The organism is Methylobacter tundripaludum (assembly GCF_002934365.1).
Taxonomy (GTDB): Bacteria; Pseudomonadota; Gammaproteobacteria; order Methylococcales; family Methylomonadaceae; genus Methylobacter_A; species Methylobacter_A tundripaludum_A.
In genome coordinates, this window is the sequence record NZ_PTIY01000021.1 from 18,305 (window position 1) to 36,725 (window position 18,421).

Consider the following 18,421-nt stretch of genomic DNA (forward strand, 5'->3'; position numbering starts at 1 on the left):
GCAACAAGCAGAATGCCAGTGTATCTGGAGTTCATGTCCTCTGCAATTGCTCGCCGTGTGTCTTTTTTGCGGACTTCGCCCGCCGCTTTTGCCGCCAGCGGATCACACCGGTAACGAATAACAGCGGGCAGGCAAGACCGGATAAAAACACCAGAATCCGCCCGGTCATACCGAACGCCTGCCCGGAATGCAGCGGCCACTGCCACTGCGTGAACACTTCGCCCGCCGTGCCGATGGTCGGATCGTCTAAGTCCAGTATGTTGCCGCTGTAACGATCCATCACCAGGCAACGCCGCTGCAACAGACTACCGGGCGCATCGACGCCATTCTGGCATACCGTATAGGTTTTGGTCGGTTCGGGCGCGCCGTAAATAGAGTGCGGCCGGCCGGTCGGGTAGCGTTGCAGGGCTATCGCGACGGCCTCGTCCATGCCGATGGCTTGGGCGCTGCCGACCGGCGGCGTCGAACGGAACCAGTAGCGGTACGTCACCGGCGAGAACAGTTCCAGCACCGGCGCCACGTTATGCGGCAGCACCATGTAAATCCCGGAAAACAGCACGGGCAGCAGCACCAGCGCCGAATAAAACCCTGCGGTCTTATGCAGGTCGTAGTGCAGGCGCTCGGCACTGGCCTTGCGCTTGACAGTCAGAGCCTGCCGCCAACGCCCGGTCAGCGGCCACCAGACTATCAAGCCGGTCAGCACCGAGATCATCAATAACGCGCCGGACAGACCTACCACCACCGTGCTGACATCGTGCGACTTAATCAGCAGCGCGTAATGCAGTTTGAATATAAAGTCGATAAAGGTTTGGGGAATAAGGCTGTCCGAGCGTTCGAGCAGCCGCTTGCCGGTTACCTGAGCCGTATAGGGATCGACCGCAACCAGCCAGATTTCACGCACTCCGTCCGCCGCCGTGACGGCGTATCTGAGTTTGAAAGCGGCTTGCTCATTGCGCGGATAGGTGGCGAACGTATGCTTGGCCTGCGTCGGCATAACCTTGCGCCCGGCCTCGAATATAGCCGCCAAAGGCCGGTAAGCAGCGGAATGTTCCGGCGGCTTGACGATTAACAACTCGCTATTCAGCCATTCGTCGATTTCTTCATAAAACACCAGAATACTGCCGGTGACGCCGTAGATTGAAAGCAATAACCCCAAGCTCAAGCCCAGCCATAGATGCATCGCCAGCCAGTTTTTGCGCCGGGTTTTCAGGCGGGATAGTCTCAGGTTTGGCGATTGTTGTTTGGTTACCGAATCGGCAGGATTTACATTGGATTTCATCGTTTATTTTGTCGAATTGAATGTCGATACCGGGTTGCTGAAAGTACACAACTATGCCGGACGGAGTTACAAACTCCGTCCGGCATGGAGAAGCCATTCACCCTATTTAGCTTTAAAACTCCACACGGATCGACCCCATGAAAGTACGTGGCGCACCTGGCTGTGCTAAAAATCCGCCAAAAGCGGAAGTTTCATAAATAGTTTTATCCAATAGATTGTTGACATTAAGTTGCGTAGTAACAGTAGAATGGCCTACTTTCCAGGCATAGCCGAGAAGCGCATCAATCCGTACATAGCCCGGCATCTGCCAAGTATTGGCATTATTACCTTCACGTTGCCCTATCAGATAGGCGCCGGCTCCGAAACTTAAGCCGCGCAAGAATGGCTCTTGAACGGCGTATTTAGCCCAAAAGCTGCCTGAGTTTTTGGGGACATTCCAAAATCGGTGTCCTTGATCGCCTCGATTATCCTTGGTAATTTCAGTATCGGTATAGGCATAGCTTGCGATCAGATTTAAGCCGTCCGTGACTTGTCCTGAAACATCCACCTCCATGCCTCGGCTGCGGGCTTCTCCGGTTTGAACGGAAAATCTGGGATTCGTTGGATCGGCGGTGGCGACGTTTTGTTTGGTCAAGTCATAAAAAGCGACCGTTGTCAGCAATTTTTTATCGAGTAATTCCGTTTTGAAGCCAACTTCGTGTTGCTGGGCTGTTTCAGAGTCGAGCGGTTTTCCGCTTGACGCCAAGGCGGTATTCGCACCGCCGAGCGATTCCACATAATTGCCATACAAAGCGAGCCAAGGCCAAGGTTGATACACTAGACCCACGCGCGGGCTGAAAGCGTCGTTTTGAACTTCAGTCTCTCTGTTGCGCGCGGCTTCGATCGAAGTCGAAGCGGAGCCGCTGCTTCGTGTTGCCCAGTCATAGCGCCCGCCGCCCATGATATGCAGCTTATCGAAGAAAGTAATCTGATCCTGAAAGTAAGTGCCGTACCAGGATTGGGTCAGCGTACTAAAACTATTAAAATTATTCGCCGTGGCTAACGGAACCTGGCCATAGACCGGATTGAAAATATCAACCACCGGCCTATAGGCTGCCGGCGCGGGATTGCCTGAGAAGCCTTGACTTTCGGCCTTTTCCCAAAAATAATCGAATCCCGCTAACGCCTGATGCTGTGTGCCCAAGAATTTAAATTTACCGGTGAGGTCTATGTTAGTCGCATAAGTGTCGGTAACGTCAATCGGCCTGGTAGTCACACTACGCGTGGCGGTGCGGTTATTGGCAGGGTTCACCGGCCCATTAAAAAACGACGAATTGTTGATCTGATAATCAAGGTTGTAATAGTGAAAGCGGTGCTGTATTTTCCAGTCGTCGTTGAATTGGTGCGACCAATCGAAGCCAATCAGTAACTTATCAAATACGGAAGTTTCATTATCCGAACCAAATCCATAAAAGCGGCTGACGGGAACATTAGCGGGCCGATTGCCTACGACGGGAAGCCCCGTGTAACTGGTGCGCGTGTCGTACTGATATTCCAAATTCAAATTGACCTCTGTACGGTCGCTAGGCTTCCAGCTCAATGAAGGTGCGAAAAAAATCCGCTCCTGATCCATTTTATCTATGAATAAATTATTATTTTGATAGGCCAAATTAAGGCGATAGAGTAGCGAACGGTCTTTATTGATAGGGCCGGTCGCATCCGCCGTAGTACGGTACAAATCGTAAGAGCCGAACTGCTGCTCCAACGAGTAATAAGGGGTATCCAGTGGTTTCTTGGTCACAACATTGATCATTCCGCCGGGTTCAATCCGTCCATACATGGCGGCGGCAGGCCCTTTTACGACTTCGAGCTGTTCCAAGTTAGCCACCTCGTGTTGCGCGCGCCTTATCCGTAAGCCATTGCGATAGACGGTGGTCGAACCGTCAGAGACGAAACCGCGCATCTGGAAGCCTTCATACATGGGATCAGTTGCCCAGAAAATGCCGCTGACGTTCTTCACCGCATCTTTTATCCGAATCGCCTGTTGATCTTTAAATACCTGTTTCGGAACCACCTGAATCGACATTGGCGTTTCCATAATAGGCGTGTCAGTTTTAGTTGCCGTGCTGGCGTTGGTTCGGTTGTAATTGGGATTGTAAGGATCGTTGTCGGCATAGCCGGTTTTTCCGGTCACCGTCACCGCTTTTAACGTGAGAGCATTGGACTGGTTTTGTCTGGTTGGCGCTTCTAAGGTGATGGTTTTATCATTACTGAATCGATACTTAAGCCCGGTGCCGTTCAGCAGTTTTTCCAGCGCTTGCGCCGGTGTATAAGCGCCGTTAAGGGCAGGCGCTTGCAGTTTATCCGCCACATCGCCTTCATAAAGCACTTGCAGCCGGGTCTCCGCGGAAAAACGGGTTAATGCGCTGGCCAAGGATTGCGCCGGGATGTTGAATTGCAGGATTTTATCAGCTGCGACATCACCTGCATAGGCGTGTTGTCCCGCGCCAAACAGCATAAGAGGTATCATCAATCCGGCTGTCTTGATCAATTGTTGTCCGCGTTTAATACAAACCCGGCGTGTAGGTAGTGTCATTAGGTAGATCCTCCTTAAGTCATAAAAGTGTTATCTTCATGACCTACGACGAAGCGGAAAGGATTTACCCTTAGTCGTGGAGGAAAAAAATTGATGGCCATTAAACCGTTCGCCGCGAGTTTGTCGAACATGCACGCATTAACTTCACGGGCAATCGCTCAGGTCGCACAGGTAATACTGATGGCCTGCATGTTGTTTAGCGCATCCACGCAGCTTTATTATTTGTTATACTGCAAACACTTTGAAATGCGCCGGAGTCAATGATGGCAACAATTACATTTGATGCTCATAAATTTGTTCGCAAATTACAAGAGGCCGGCTTTGACCAAAAGCAAGCGGAAGGATTGACAGAGGCAATGCGCGCGGCCATTGAAGAATCGGAGCTGGTCACTAAAAAGGACTTACAAATTGAACTTGCACCCATCAAAGCCGATCTTAATTTACTCAAATGGATGATGGGGGCTCTTATCGCCCTCGCCATCGCCAATTTCTCCAAGCAATTTTTATGAGTGAACCGGCGGAAGCTGCCCAGCATCGGTTAATAAAGCAAAACCAGTTGATTCGGCAAGTTCACCGAGCTGACCTTCAGGGTGGTCTTGATGCCGTCAACCACGGCGCCGGGGTCTGCGGTATCAAACACGCCGCTGACGATCCGCTCTCTCAGCTTCGGGTTGATCAGCACGATTTGCCCGCTCCGGTAGCGATTCACTTCCTTAATCACCCGCGATAGCGGCTGCCGTTTAAAAATCAGTTGTCCGCGCCGCCAGGCGAGCGTTTCCAGAATATCGGAGGCCATCACCGGCCCGACGCGGCCCTGTTGGCAGTCTACTTGCTGATTGACATGGACTAAAGCCGGGGCATCGGCTTTGCCAGCCGACACTTCTACCGTGCCTTCGCTTACGATCACCCGCATATCGTCATCGGTCTTTTTAACGCTGAAGGCGGTGCCGACCGCGCGGGCGTTGGCTACGCCGTTGCTGACTATAAAAGGACGGTTTTTATCCGGGGACACCTGAAAAAAGGCCTCGCCGCGCAACAGCTCGATGCGCCGTTGCTTATCTGAAAGATTCACGGCGAGCGCGGTATCGGTGTTTAAAGTCAGCCGCGATCCGTCATCGAGCACGACGGTCAGTTGCTTGCCCGGCGCAGTGTAATAATCGCTTTGCCAATTCTGGTAATGCACCGGCAACCGATAGCTCAACAGAACAGCCAAAACCAGCGCAGATAATGCGATAGCTCGCCGGGCGTAAGGCTGCTTGCCGGATAAAGGTTGGCGCGCCGGCGCGGGCTGTTCGGCTGCGAGTCTGGCATGAACCCGTTTGCCGGGCGCTTCAAGCTGCTGCCAAAGCAGCCGCATCTTGTCGTAAGCTTTTGCATGCTCCTGGCTTTCCCTGTACCAGTTTTTGAATTGCTCCTGTTCCGCAGCCGTCACATCGTCCGCGTGCAGACGCGCAAACCATGCAGTCGCTTGGTCTGAAACGGATTGTCTGTGTGATGAAGGTTGGGTGCTGGGCATGATTGGTATTTTACTACAGAGTATCCAAGGGACAGAAAAGTCCGGTTGTTAGCGGCTTACCAATAAGACGTTTGACAGCGCCGCTTCCCTTACAAGGCGACATCGTTATGCGAGCGGTATTAATCAAACTGTTTCCGAATCAGCTCCAATGCCTTGCGCATATGGCTCTCTACGGTGCGTGGAGAGATGGCAAGCTCGTCACTGATCTCGGTATAACTTTTGCCTTCCACGCGGCTCATCAGAAAAACCGCGCGGCATTTCGGCGGCAGGTCGTAAATGATTTGTTCAAGAAACTCCAGTTGTTGGTGGTCGGACAATGCGGCATCCGGTTCGGGTTGCAGGCAGATAAAGTCTTCCGTAACCGGCCCTGCATCGCGTTTATTCTGCCGGGTTTGGCTGCGAAGATAATCGAGGGCAAGATTATTGGCGATACGAAACAGGTAGGCGCGCATATTTTCGATATTGCCTGCATCGGGATGATGCGCAATACGCAAATAAGTTTCCTGTGTCAAATCGGCTGCAGTCTCGGCGCAACGCACTTTATAAGTCAAAAACTGCATCAAGTCCTTTTGATGCAACAGGAAAAGCGCTGACATCCCGTGTTCCGGCAGCAGATTCATCGATGATACAGTTCCGTATGTCCGGCATTAAGTTTGAGGAGTTAAGGATATGGTCAGTAATAACTTCCCGACATGGATCGGATGAAATTTTTCCGTTCGCCCTGAGCTTGTCGAAGGGTGGGCGGAAAAATTTCGACCCACCGCGTCAAGCCGATCATGCTTCGACAGGCTCAGCACGAACGGCTTGACGACCGAAAATAGTGATTTCGGGAAGTTATTTGTAACCAGATCCTAAGTAAACGAATTACCGGCAAACTAAAAGCAAATATAATGCCACTTGAACTGATTTTTCTTTCGCCTCCCGCTAATCATGCAACCGGCTTGATATTATGCCTTCGGTTCGAAGACTGGTTATTCCGCTTTAAGTATGAAAAATAGGTTATATGACACACTAAAATAAGTCATATGGCTTTATCCGGCCGAATGGACGCTGACCTAATTGCCTGACTGTTTCAACAAAGCAAGACTCAACCGGAAGATTGCAGGCCTTATGCGGCGAACACACCGGAAACGAATAACGACGGATAAGTCAGGCGGGATAAGTTGCTAATAATTAATCATCTTTGTATTATCTATCGCAAGCCAACCGGCGAAGCCATTGCCTTAGCCTCTTATAAAACTGAACTGACCGTTTGGCTGAAAAAATCACCCTTATATAACCGGAGACAAGCCCGTGGCATTACAAACCATCCCGCGCCACATCAGTGCGGAAGAGTATTTGCAAGGCGAATTACTATCGGACATAAAACACCAGCTGATCGACGGCGAGGTTTATGCGATGGCAGGCGCCAGCGAGAACCACAATTTGCTGGCGGGTAACATCTTCAGCGAATTAAAGAACCACCTGAAAGGCACGCCTTGCCGAACCTTTATGGCCGACATGAAAGTCAGGGTTGCCGAAGACTTTTTCTATCCCGATGTCATGGTGGTCTGCGCCGAAGACAACGAAGACGAATACTACAAAAAATCGCCGGTTATCATCGTTGAGGTATTGTCAAAAACCACCCGCAAATTCGATCAAACCAGAAAACGCATACGCTGCCAAACCATACCCACACTGCAAGAATACGTGCTTATCGAGCAGGACAAAGGCGAAATACAAGTATTCAGCCGCAGCCAAAACTGGCAATCGTCTTATTACTATCTGGGCGATTCGATCACCTTTCACTCGTTAGGGATTACTATCTCTGTTGAGGATATTTACTATCAGGTCAACAACGAAGACGTGCTGGCCTTCAGTGAACAAAAAACAGTACTCCCCTAAACAGGCGAGTTGGGCCGACAAAAAGACCGCAACCTAAGTTACGCTGCTTTTAACTTATGCGCCTTGCGTTTTTGCAGCCAACGGATTACGCCGGTAATAAACAGTACCGGACAAGCCAAACCCGATAAAAACACCAGAATCCGCCCCGTCATGCCGAACGCCTGCCCGGAATGCAACGGCCATTGCCACTGAGTAAACACTTCGCCCGCCGTGCCGATCGTCGGATCATCCAAATCCAGTATTTTGCCGCTGTAACGATCCATCACCACGCAACGCCGCTGCAACAGGCTACCGGGCGCATCGACGCCATTCTGGCATACGGTATAGGTTTGGGTCGGTTCGGGAGCACCGTAAATAAAGTGCGGCCGGCCGGATAGCGTTGCCTGGCGATAGCGACCGCTTGATCCATGCCTATGGCCTGGGCATTGCCGGTCGGTGGCGTGGAATGAAACCAATAACGGTAAGTCACCGGCGAAAACAATTCCAGCACCGGCACTACGTTATGCGGCAACACCATGTAAATCCCGGAAAACAGCACCGGTAACATTACCAACGCGGTGTAAGAACCGAAGACTTTGTGCAGATCGTAATTGCAGCGGATGCCGCCGGATTTAGGCTTGACAGTCAAAGCCTGCCGCCAGCGCCCGGTCAGCGGCCACCAAACGATCAAGCCGGTCAGCACCGAGATCATCAATAACGCGCCGGACAGCCCTACCGCCACCGTACTGACATCATGCGGCTTAATCAGTAGCGCGTAATGCAATTTGAACACGAAGTCGATCAATGTATTGGGAACAGAAAGGCTCGCGGGTTGATGAGGGTTTCCGGGTTGGGAACTTGCGACAACCGCAAAAAAGAATTCCTGCATGATGTCGTCAACATCCTGTTCCCTGGGTCCGCGTCCGCGAATAAAGGCGTTGACTTCGTGGGCATGTTTCAGGAACAGGTCATGCAGGAAACTGGGTTTGGATTCGGACATCGGTTGCGCAAGACAGAAGTGGCGTCAGTGCGTTTAAGCAATATCCATACCCGCTTATGTTTCTTTCAGTATCAATGGCTTGATGCGTCCGGCCAAAAAAATGCGTCATATGCCGCAACTAAATAAGGCATATGACACAGTTTTTTTGGATTTTACCGCGGTGACTATTACCCGGTTTTTATCATCTGCAACCGCCGCGCACGGCGCTTTTGCAGCCAGCGAACGATGCCCGTGACATAGAGTATGGCGGGAATAAAGCCGCTGACAAAAACCAGCAACCGCCCCGCCATGCCGGCTATTTCGCCATTGTGCAAAGGATGAAGCCAGTTCATGAAGGTATCGCCGATGCGCTCCAGTCTTGGATTTCTTGTTGATAATACCGCACCGCTGTATTGATCGACCCAGACCGTGGTTTTTGGGAAGCGGAAACTGGGCTCGCCTTGCTGGTACAGCATGATTCTATACGCCCCCTCCTGCCCATCGGGTGTTTCTATCCAGCGTAAAACGGCCTCGGGATAAAGAGATTCGGCTGTTGCGGCGGCCTGATCCAGACTGATCCTGGAATATCCGGCTTGATACGGCGAACGATTGGCCTCGGCCCGGTACAACGGCGACAGATGATTAATCAGCGGTTTAAATACGGCGGGCAATTCCAAAATCGCGCCGCTGACCAATAACAGCAATAGAACCGGAAAGCTGTAAACGCCTTGGGTTTTGTGCAGGTCGAAAATGAACCGGGCCCTGCTTGCGCCGCGCTTAATCGACAATGCCTGACGCAATTTGCCTGTTGCAGGCCACCACAAATAGATGCCGCTAAGCAAAGGTATCAGCAACAGCAATCCGATAATGCCCATCAGCGTTTTGCCGGTACCGTCCAGCAGTAACGCATAATGAAGATCAAACATCCAGGTCATCACGAATTCGCCCCAAAAACGGCTGCTGACGACGTCGGAAGTATAGGGATTAACCCAAACAATCAGCGGCGCAAAAGACAGGCCCGTTTTTTCGGCAGGTTTATAGTAACGCGCCATTAACATGGCTTGGTTATGGCGCGGCATTTCCAGCCGCCAGGAAGCGTTGCGTTCAGGATGAGCTTGGCGGATAGCCTGAAAGACGGCTTCATACGGTTGCGCTTGTTGCCGGGCCTGAGTCGCCGATACGTGCAACGCCGGATTGAGTATTTCATCCAGTTCGACATAAAAAACCAGCAGGCTGCCGGTAAGGCCCGCGAGGACAAATACCAAACCGGCACTCAAGCCCAAGTAAAGATGGAATGCCAGCCACACCTTGCGCCATTTTGTACGGCGCGTGGAATGGTTCGTTAAATGTGTTCCGGCAGGCATGCGTCAGTTACAGATCGTATTTGACATTGATCGCGCCATAAAACGCACGGCCGTCGCCGGGCGAATGCATGGTTTGATTGACCGTGGTGTTATACCAGACATATTCCCAATAGGTATCCGCGAGGTTTTTTACCTGGAACTGCAAATCGACGATTTTGTTGACCTGATAACCCAAATCCAGGTTTAACAGCGCATATTCGCCGAATTTGCCTTTTGCATTCGCCTCATCGGTGTAATAACTGCTTTGCCCGGTCGTCCACAGCGACGATTTCAGCTTGGGCGTTATCTGATAATCGATACCGCCGGAAAACAGGTAGTTTGGGGTGTTGAAAATTTGCGTGCCGGTCAGCGCGGGATTGCTGGGCGGCTGGGCTACGATGGCTTCTTGCAGGGAATAAGTCGTCCATACGCTGACCGATTCAACCGGTTTGATTTTAACCTGCACATCGACGCCTTGGCGGTCCGTCGCGCCAATCAGCGTTGAGTCGTTATTCGCGCTATTCAGAACCCGGCTCGATTCATTAGTGGCCGTTTGCTGCCAATAAGCAACGCGCCCTTCGGCCCAATCGACCGGTTCCAATTTAAGGCCGACTTCCCAGCCCTCGTTAATCGATGGAGCGACATCAATCGGATTCGGATTGGTTTTAAACGTAGCGGTACCCACTGCAACCTGGAAAGTGCGGCCCCAATTGCCGTAGAGGCTGTAACCTTCTATCGGCGTAATAACCGCGCCCATTTTAGGCTGCCAGATGGTGCCGTAATCGTTAACCGCATAGGATTGATTATTAAGCTTGTTGGTATAGTCGCCGCCAACCGTATCGGCGCGAAACCCCGGCGTCAGTTTCAGCCATTTGAACGGCTTAATCATGGCTTGCAAATAGCCGCCATAAACATTGAAACTAAAATCCTGGTCCCGGACTTGCGATGTTCTGATGCGGTTTAAATTCCTGTAGCGCCGGCTTTTATTGTCTTGCTGTTGAATATCGAAGCCGGTCTCTAACGAGAAATCATTCAGCCAGGAAATTGTCGGCCGGTATGTCAACGACGTCGTGCCGCCATACTGGACTTCATTAGTCAGCCGCTCCTGCTGGGATTCGGCGGCGCTATACCGGACCCAGCGTTGATCATCGAATACATTGGCGTAACTTTTCGTGGACCAGAATAAATCGTCGGTTACATTCACCTCCAAGTGCCCGCTGATTTGTCCGACTTGCCGGGTGCCGCCGTCAGTCGCATTATGCGGCATCGATTGGGTTGGATTGGCCCGAGCTTGCGCCAAGGTCAAATATCCGGGTTCTTCAGCATCCGCATCGCTCCATCGGGCAATCAAGCCGACTTTGTACTTTTCGCTTTCGGGCGTGTAGAACCATTTGCCGGAGAAACCGTTTTTTTCCGAAGAGGCATGGTCGCGATAGCCGTTGGTTGCCCGGTATGACACGCTATAGTTTTGCGAAAAACCGCCGGTTTCGTAGCCCAGACCGGTTTGAACGTCATGGGTGTCGAAACTGCCGTAACTTACCCGGCCCTTAGCGTAATTGCCGCCTTGCCGGGTGAATATGTTGGCGTTACCGGCGATAGCATGCAGGCCGTAGCGCGGGTCGTTGGTGCCGCGAACCACTTCAATCGACTCGATTTCCAACGGAAACAGCGCATCGATGAAAGGCATGTTGCCGTCGTTGGTATTGCTCGGGATGCCGTCAATCAACAGCTTGACGCCATTAATATTGCCTTCGCCATTGAAGCCGCGAAAAGAAAACTTCCCTGTCGTGGTGCCTTGGTTGAACTGGGTAATCTGCACGCCCGGCATCCGGTGGAATAAATCGTAGCTGGTCAGCACGTTTTGGTTTTCGATTTTATCGGCATTCATAATATCGACCGAACTCAGAATATCCCGGCTTTGCAATGTTCCTGAAGGCGTCGAAGGCACCGTCATCTGCCCCAATTCAAAGACGGAATTGTCAACCGGCGGTTTTTTTGCCGCTACGACAGGAGCGGCATCCGGCTTTTTAACCGATTTATTGGGCTCCAGCGTCACGGTGTTCGGTCCGGTGCGGCGAAAGCCGATGCCCGTTCCTGTCAATATCTGCTGCAAGGCCGCATCGGCGCTATAGTGTCCCTGCACGCCCGGCGAAGAAAGGCTTTTGACCATCTCCGCATTGTAGGCGAACTGGATTCCGGCCTGTTCGGCAAAGGCGCTCAGCGCGGAATAAAGCGGCTGCTTGGCTATGTTGTAGTTGCGGCTCCCTGCTTTGACAGCGCCTGCCGCGGTTGACGTGCTCGCCTCATTGGCCTGAATCATCATCGGCGCGGTTAATGTAACCAAGCCTATATGCAGGACGATGCGGGCGCGCTTGCTGCCTTTCCCTGACGCCAAAGCCGGTGTTCCTGTGTTCTTCATGGTTTTTCCTCGTAGTTGTTAGGTGCTTATTTATGACTACGAATGGGACGATGAAGAACCGCATAAAAACAGCTGCGGCAAATTGTCGCAGCGTCGCCGGGCTTACCGTGCGCGCCCTAAGAAAGCGCTGATTTAACCCTTCGACAAGCTCAGGATGATCGATAAGCTTTTGATTTCGTTCGTGGTGAGCTTGCGAAATCAATTTATTCAGCGCTTCCCTAAAAACATAGCGGGATCGTAATACTGGACGGATCGATGATCAGGACTGCAAAAACACAAAAGGCCCTACCCGCCGGATCTTGATCGGTAGCGTATCCTTCAGCGTGTCCAGCCAGACATCGATGTTGTTGAGGTCGATAGCAACGTTGATTTCTTTATCGGCCAGGGTATCGCCCAGCAGGGTTACCTGCCCGCGATGGTAGCGGTTGATTTCGGCGACGACCTGCTTCAGGGTGACGAAGTTCATGATCAATCGGCCTCTGCGCCAGGCTTCGGCAGCCGATACGTCGGCCGCCAATACCCCGCTCAAACTTTGCGCATCGAAAGTCGCACGCTGGCCGGGATGCAGGGTAATGAACGTTCCTTGCCTCTTCGTCTGTTCGGTGCGAACCTTGCCCTCCAGAAGCGTCACCGCTCCCGCGGAGTCGTCATAACGGACAATAAACCGGGTGCCGAGCGCTTCGGTGACGGTGTTGCCGGCCTGCACCCGGAACGGCCGGCTGCTGTCGTGAGCCACCTCGAATTCCGCTTCCCCCCGAAACAGGACGACGCGCCTTTCGTTATCGCGCCAACTTACATCGAACGCGGTATCGGTATTCAGGTGGGCGACGCTACCGTCCTCAAGACGGATCGAGGTTCGCTCGCCGATATGAGTGCTGTAATCGGCCCAAGGCTCGCGCAGGTAATCCGGGAACATGCCCAGAGTGGCCGTCAGCAACAGCGATGCGGCCACGGCCAGACCCACGCTCCAGCGTAGAGAATGAGCGGGTTTAGCCGTCTTGCCCGGCTTCCTGCGCCGCTGCCTGTCGGCTATCACCGGCGCATCCATCATTCGCCAGAGATTCTCGATCTGACGGTAACTGTGGTCATGCGCCGGGCTCTGCTTGCGCCATGCTTCAAAACGGGCGCGCTCAACCGTACTGATGTCTCCCGAGGTCAAGCGGACATGCCAGGCGACGGCCTCTTGCTCCAGACGCTCGCTAGTTTTCGCTGCGGAATCATTCATCGATACGGCTCAAAAAAATGGGGGATTGTTTATCACTATAACGAATGCGCCGGCCTTGAACCACATTATTCGTCTTCCCCATCGGCCACTTGACGGCAATGGTTCAGGGCTCGCACGACATGCTTTTCCACCAGGCTTTTGGAAATGCCCAATTGCCGGGCGATTTCGGCATGGCTGTAGCCTTCGATCCGGCTCAGGTAAAGCACTTCGGCGCATTGGTCCGGCAATTCCCCAAGCGCGTTTTGCACCCGCTTGAGCCGGTCGCGGTCTACGACCGTCCGATAAGGACTCGGCGCTTTGTCGATCTCTGTTTCATTGCCGCAAAACCGGTTCAGCAATTCGGCATGTCGGCGTTGGCTGCGCAGATGATCAATCGACAGGTTTGAGGCCACCCGAAACAGCCACGCACGCACGCCGCCTTCGCTGACTACGGACGCCTGCATTTGCGGAAGGCGAAGATAAACTTCCTGAGCCAAATCCGCCGCGGCTTCCGGGCATTGCACCCGCCGGGTCAGAAACTGGTGTAGCTGCGAACTCGCGTCCAAAAAAATCCGATTGAGATCGTCCGCCGGAAATGGCGCTGATGAATCGAGGGGTAAGGTCTCCTCATAAAAATCCATATTTGCCGCGGTTTCCGTCTCTTGAGTGGGATGTTCCTGAGATTTACGATGAAGCCGGTCCTCGGCCATAGTGGATGCCGTTTTAAAGAGTAAGGCGCGCGGGTTATGCAGCGATTCGAGATTGGGGTATTGCGACGACAGGTGCAAAAACGATTCCTGCACGATGCCGGCGACATCGTGCTCCATAGGCCAGCGCCCGCTGATAAAGGCGCTGACCTCATGAGCATGTTGCAGGAAGAGCTCGTGCAGGAAGCTGTGCTTGGGTTCGGACATCGCGTTATGAGGAACTGGATCAAAATAAGAATAGAAACAGAACCTTCAAGCAATACACATGCCAGTTAATTAAACATAAATAACAACAGGTTGGGAGTCGCAGCAAAAAGAATGCGTCATATGCCGCAGTCGAATAAGGCATATGACGCAGTTCTGGATTTATGCTTGATACCGCGAAAAAGCATCCGCATAAACCTAAAGAAAATCAGTTCAGCCTTCCAAAATCCCGTTCGCCCCGAGCCTGTCGAAGGGTTCAACGCGAACTGTTTCCGAATGCTCAATAGAACACGGATGCCAAAAGCAGGCGACACGGATAGGACTGATTTACACAGATTTTTAGTTTGTTTGCGCTTTTAGATCAGTGTTCTATTGAGCATACGCTGAACAGTTACGAATTTTTTTAAGCAAGGCCATAACGACATAAAAGCTATAAGGCTTGCGAACCCGGCATCAAACAACAAGTTGTGGACATGTCCATCAATGGCAGTGGCATCCGTGATACAGCACGAGTTCTCAAGATCAACAAAAACACAGTGATTAGCACGTTAAAAAAAAGCGAGCAGCATTGTCCAAGTAAATCCCAACTTTCAAGCCTTAAATCCAAAAGGAAATCTAGCTGTGAGAGTGGAATTGGCTTGTGATGAGGCTGAAATGGACGAACAGTGGTCATTTTGTAGGCAACAAGTCCAATCAGCGTTGGCTATGGTATGCCGTTGATCATGCGACGAACACAGTGCCGGCTTATGTGTTTGGCAAACGCAAGGATGTCGTGTTCAAAAAGCTGAAAGCATTACTTGAGCCCTTTGGCATCAGCCGTTATTACACCGATGATTGGGGCGCTTATGAGCGTCAACTTGAAAGTGATAAGCATGAAGTGGGTAAGCGCAACACACAAAAAATTGAACGTAAAAATTTGAATTTCAGAACCTGGATTAAACGACTCACTTACAGATTTAACCCACTACCCGCTGAGGTTCCATGATCGAAGTGAGCTAAATTTGATCCATTTTCCAAGTTCAGCTTTCTGCAAGTCGTCAACAGCCTATTTTTAGGGTAGGGGCGACCTTGATTAGCCGAACCCGCCTCAATAGTTGCGCCTGAAATTGTGTCATTTCACGCAGTCAATGTGCCATATGCCGTATTCCGGCAACCAGTGACCAATAAGTCCCATTAAATATCAACACACTAATTATTGGCTCGGTTATTGCTAGCTTATTGAGTCTATCGAAAAGGAATGTTCCAATCCGTCAGCCAAGCTATCGCCATGACCAGCCTTACACTCACTATCAATGATTTGTTTTTAAATCATCGGCAATCGTTAATTCAAACTATCTACCGCATCGTCGGTTGCCCGCAGACAGCAGAAGATTTGGCGCACGAAGCCTACTTAAAAATGCTGCAAGCCTCAAAAAATCAGGAAATAAGCTATCCACATCCTTTTCTCTACCAAATTGCCCGCAATCTGGCGCTGGATCATCTCCGCAAGGAAAAGATACGTCAGCGTAGCGATAGTACTCCAAAAGACGGTGAAGATACCGGCAAGCAGCTGGAATCTATTCCTTCAACTGTCCCCACACCCGAGCAGCAAACCGCCGACCGGCAGCAAGTCTCACTGATGCTTGATGCGCTGAGCGGTTTGTCGGAACGCCGCCGTCAAATTTTGGTGCTGCATAAATTTCATCACTGGACATACGAACGCATTGCCCAGCATTACGGCATTTCCCGCAGTGCGGTGGAAAAAAACGTGCATATTGCTCTTGCGCACTTACTGTCCGCACAAGAGGAATCTCCGTTTTAAAGTGTGGATTTGTGTTTTACGCACGTCTAGTAATGATAGAATTCTGCAAAATCATCTAAGTTGTACACCCTATGTTTTTACACGCCGAACCGAAATCGCCCTCCACCTTGGGTACAACGCAAGATCAGGCATTAGCTTGGTTTGCCCGTTTGCAGGACAGTAAAACCAGTCAACGCGATCGGGCTGAATTTGCCGATTGGCTGGCCGCCAGTCCGGCGCATCAAGCCGCTTACGATAAGGTCGCTCGGTTGTGGCAATCGCAGGCGCTGAATGTAGCCTTGAGTCAATACGCGGCGATTCCATTGCCGCAAAAACAGCAAAAACCACCCCCGCAACGCTGGGCCGCCGCAGCCTGCATAGTATTGGCGAGCGGCTGGCTGCTACTTGGATCGGGTTTGATAGAACGCTGGCAAGCCGATGCAGTGACCGCTACCGGCGAGCAACGCCGCATAGTGTTGGCCGACGGTTCGGCGGTCACGTTGAACACCGATACTGCGCTGGCGTTTAACACCATCGGCGAGCGGCGCGGCGTAAAAATACTCAGCGGTGAAGCCTATTTTGAAGTGCAGCCCGACAAAACCCGGCCATTTATCGTCGAGACGGAACAAGGCACGGTGCGGGTAGTCGGCACTCGTTTTAGCGTCAAAACCGGCGGCGCTACTCAGGTTGATGTCGAAAGCGGCATTGTCGTCTGCGCCGGGCTGCGGGGCGATAGTCGCCAACTCACCGCCGGACAGCATACCAGCATCGCCGGCCAGGGCGTTGCCGGAATCACTCCGGTCGACACTGGCCGGGCTTTCGCCTGGCTTAACGGCCGGTTGATCTTTCAGGATCAGCCGTTGGCAGAGGTGATCGCCGAACTCGATCGTTACCACCCCGGTGCTATAGTCATCACTGACGCCAAACTCGGTCAAACCCGCGTCACGGGCAACTACAAGCTGGAAGATACCGCAGCCATTGTTCGCGCCTTGGCAGACATCTCCGGCGCGCGGGTGATCAATCTGTCGCCGTATTTGACTGTGTTGAAAGGCTAAATTTTCATCGACACCACTGTATCGCCCAGCATATTAAACTCAGGATCGCTAGTCAGCAACACGGCTTGTTCCTTAATCGCGTTTAACTTCCTGTTTGTGCTCATCTATCAGCTCATTCGCCAAAGAAACATCCCGTTTCAAAGAACCTCGAAAATTAGCCACAGAATTGCTTGGCAATGGATACAACAGTTCCAGATGATCATCAGCATCGCTTATCTCAACAATATGACCTGATTTTATGCCGTTCCTGGACATAGATTTTTAATCCAGCGCCGCCAATGCGGCTTCAGGCGCTTTATCGAGTATCTTCAACAATGCTTTGGCTGCGCCTGTCGGGCAACGCTTGCCTTGTTCCCAATTGCGAATAGTCTCTAACGACACATCAATTCGCCGAGAAAATTCAGATTGACTCAAGCCCAAGCGCTTACGAACCCGACGCGCAAATTTTGCTGCGTCCAGCATGGCTTCCGCATCATCCAACTGTTGCTGCTTGGCGATATCGCGTTCGGTTGTAGCATTCAGACGCTCTAAATCCAGCCTGCCCTCAGGCAACGAATCTCGTTTCGCCAGATCAATGCTTATGTGCACTGTTTTCATAGTTGATCACCTCTCGTTGATTAGCCTTGCGTGCTGAAATGATGCGGATTGCACTGCCCCGCAATGTGTAGACAACAAAAAACACGCGCCGGTCGATTGCTCCCAATAGTTGATAACGCTCTTCGCCATAATCCCAACGCATATCTTTTTTAACAAGCCGGTCTGGATCCAGAAATGCATGCACCACATAAGCAAAATCAAACCCACGCTGAGTAAAACAGGCATTACTTTTATTTTCGTCCCATTCAAAATTCATGGACGGAGTATGGCTCATTGAACTATGTCTGTCAAACGAATCGTCTATCGATCAAAGGCTTATTGAAAATAAGCATAGCGATACACTAAATCCACGAAAAAAAATTTCCCCGCAAGTGTGTGTTAACTATGCTGATACGTCTCGTTACTTGTGCGCGTACAAACGCGCTGACTACGACACTACAAATAAGGAGAATTCATGCATCGGTTTCACCCTAACGCGCCCTGCACATTGCGCAAACTGACTATCACCATTGCCTTGGCATTGCCCGCATTCGGTTCGCCGCTATCGGTTATGGCTGCTGACACTGCGGCGCAAAATGCCGCAAATCCGCAAAGTGCGGCGTTTAGTTTTAATATTCCAGCCCAACCCTTGGCGGACGCTCTCAACGCCTTCATCGCCGCCAGCGATTGGCAAGTCGGTTTTCCTGCCGGTATGGCGAACGATGTACGCTCCAGCGCCGTCAACGGCAACTACACCCCGCAGCAGGCTTTGCAGCAGTTACTGGTAGGGAGCGGGCTAAATTATCGATTAACCGGAACCAATACCGTGACGCTTGAAAAAGCGCCGGTTTCTAAAGCAGCAGGCTCTACAACCTTGTCCGGGGTAACGGTTAAAGGACAACGGCAGTATGACCCTAACGA

The 18,421-nt window shown here is 51.7% G+C and carries 15 protein-coding genes and 2 pseudogenes; 6 read left to right on the forward strand and 11 right to left on the reverse strand.

All coding sequences use genetic code 11. From position 1 onward, the window contains the following. Nucleotides 1–31: 31 nt before the first annotated feature. Nucleotides 32–1,279: a PepSY-associated TM helix domain-containing protein gene (locus tag B0F88_RS17435; protein WP_104425226.1), complete on the reverse strand. Its 1,248-nt coding sequence runs from the start codon at nt 1,277–1,279 to the stop codon at nt 32–34. A 112-nt stretch (nt 1,280–1,391) separates the two neighbouring features. Continuing rightward, the gene (locus B0F88_RS17440; RefSeq protein WP_104425227.1) at nt 1,392–3,854 is read right to left on the reverse strand and encodes a TonB-dependent siderophore receptor; all 2,463 of its coding nucleotides are present in this window, start codon (nt 3,852–3,854) and stop codon (nt 1,392–1,394) included. A 260-nt stretch (nt 3,855–4,114) separates the two neighbouring features. Here B0F88_RS17440 and B0F88_RS17445 point away from each other — a divergent pair, with 260 nt between their 5' ends. After that, nucleotides 4,115–4,363, forward strand: a complete 249-nt coding sequence (locus B0F88_RS17445) for a CCDC90 family protein (protein ID WP_258076716.1) — start codon at nt 4,115–4,117, stop codon at nt 4,361–4,363. Nucleotides 4,364–4,392: 29 nt separating this feature from the next. Here the strand turns inward: B0F88_RS17445 and B0F88_RS17450 are convergent, their stop codons facing one another. Together B0F88_RS17450 and B0F88_RS17455 are read right to left on the reverse strand one after the other, a co-directional pair. Then, complete coding sequence (locus tag B0F88_RS17450) at nt 4,393–5,370, reverse strand: FecR family protein (protein WP_104425228.1); 978 nt, start codon at nt 5,368–5,370, stop codon at nt 4,393–4,395. Between the two features lie 119 nt (nt 5,371–5,489). Continuing rightward, nucleotides 5,490–5,966, reverse strand: a complete 477-nt coding sequence (locus B0F88_RS17455) for an RNA polymerase sigma factor (RefSeq protein WP_258076717.1) — start codon at nt 5,964–5,966, stop codon at nt 5,490–5,492. Between the two features lie 697 nt (nt 5,967–6,663). On the opposite strand from B0F88_RS17455, the gene B0F88_RS17460 reads away from it, so the two are divergent. Then, a complete protein-coding gene (locus B0F88_RS17460; RefSeq protein ID WP_104425230.1) occupies nt 6,664–7,254 on the forward strand; it encodes a Uma2 family endonuclease in 591 nt (196 codons plus the stop codon). Nucleotides 7,255–7,292: 38 nt separating this feature from the next. Here B0F88_RS17460 and B0F88_RS17465 read toward each other — a convergent pair. The 5 genes and pseudogenes from B0F88_RS17465 to B0F88_RS17485 all read right to left on the reverse strand — a co-directional run. Then, a pseudogene (locus tag B0F88_RS17465) lies at nt 7,293–8,050 on the reverse strand (PepSY-associated TM helix domain-containing protein); the annotation flags it as partial. Between the two features lie 350 nt (nt 8,051–8,400). Beyond that, nucleotides 8,401–9,576, reverse strand: a complete 1,176-nt coding sequence (locus B0F88_RS17470) for a PepSY-associated TM helix domain-containing protein (RefSeq protein ID WP_104425231.1) — start codon at nt 9,574–9,576, stop codon at nt 8,401–8,403. Between the two features lie 7 nt (nt 9,577–9,583). Further along, complete coding sequence (locus B0F88_RS17475) at nt 9,584–11,974, reverse strand: TonB-dependent receptor domain-containing protein (RefSeq protein ID WP_258076718.1); 2,391 nt, start codon at nt 11,972–11,974, stop codon at nt 9,584–9,586. A 259-nt stretch (nt 11,975–12,233) separates the two neighbouring features. Then, nucleotides 12,234–13,199: a FecR family protein gene (locus B0F88_RS17480; RefSeq protein WP_104425232.1), complete on the reverse strand. Its 966-nt coding sequence runs from the start codon at nt 13,197–13,199 to the stop codon at nt 12,234–12,236. Nucleotides 13,200–13,264: 65 nt separating this feature from the next. After that, nucleotides 13,265–14,092 carry an RNA polymerase sigma factor gene (locus B0F88_RS17485; protein WP_258076719.1) on the reverse strand — a complete coding sequence of 276 codons (828 nt, stop codon included), beginning with the start codon at nt 14,090–14,092 and terminating at the stop codon, nt 13,265–13,267. 428 nt (nt 14,093–14,520) lie between these two features. Here B0F88_RS17485 and B0F88_RS20010 point away from each other — a divergent pair. The 3 genes and pseudogenes from B0F88_RS20010 to B0F88_RS17505 all read left to right on the forward strand — a co-directional run. Continuing rightward, nucleotides 14,521–15,038: pseudogene (locus B0F88_RS20010) on the forward strand (IS1 family transposase); the annotation flags it as partial. A gap of 288 nt (nt 15,039–15,326) precedes the next feature. Next, complete coding sequence (locus B0F88_RS17500) at nt 15,327–15,890, forward strand: RNA polymerase sigma factor (RefSeq protein WP_258076720.1); 564 nt, start codon at nt 15,327–15,329, stop codon at nt 15,888–15,890. Nucleotides 15,891–15,961: 71 nt separating this feature from the next. Next, on the forward strand, nt 15,962–16,924 hold the full coding sequence (locus tag B0F88_RS17505; RefSeq protein ID WP_104425235.1) for a FecR family protein: 963 nt from the start codon (nt 15,962–15,964) through the stop codon (nt 16,922–16,924). A 261-nt stretch (nt 16,925–17,185) separates the two neighbouring features. On the opposite strand, the gene B0F88_RS17515 is transcribed toward B0F88_RS17505, so the two are convergent. Next, complete coding sequence (locus B0F88_RS17515) at nt 17,186–17,521, reverse strand: helix-turn-helix domain-containing protein (RefSeq protein WP_104425237.1); 336 nt, start codon at nt 17,519–17,521, stop codon at nt 17,186–17,188. After that, complete coding sequence (locus B0F88_RS17520) at nt 17,496–17,777, reverse strand: BrnT family toxin (RefSeq protein WP_104425238.1); 282 nt, start codon at nt 17,775–17,777, stop codon at nt 17,496–17,498. The genes B0F88_RS17515 and B0F88_RS17520 overlap by 26 nt, the downstream gene beginning before the upstream one ends. A 198-nt stretch (nt 17,778–17,975) precedes the next feature. On the opposite strand from B0F88_RS17520, the gene B0F88_RS17525 reads away from it, so the two are divergent. Beyond that, on the forward strand, nt 17,976–18,421 hold a 446-nt coding region (locus tag B0F88_RS17525; protein ID WP_181049947.1), incomplete at its 3' end, for an STN domain-containing protein.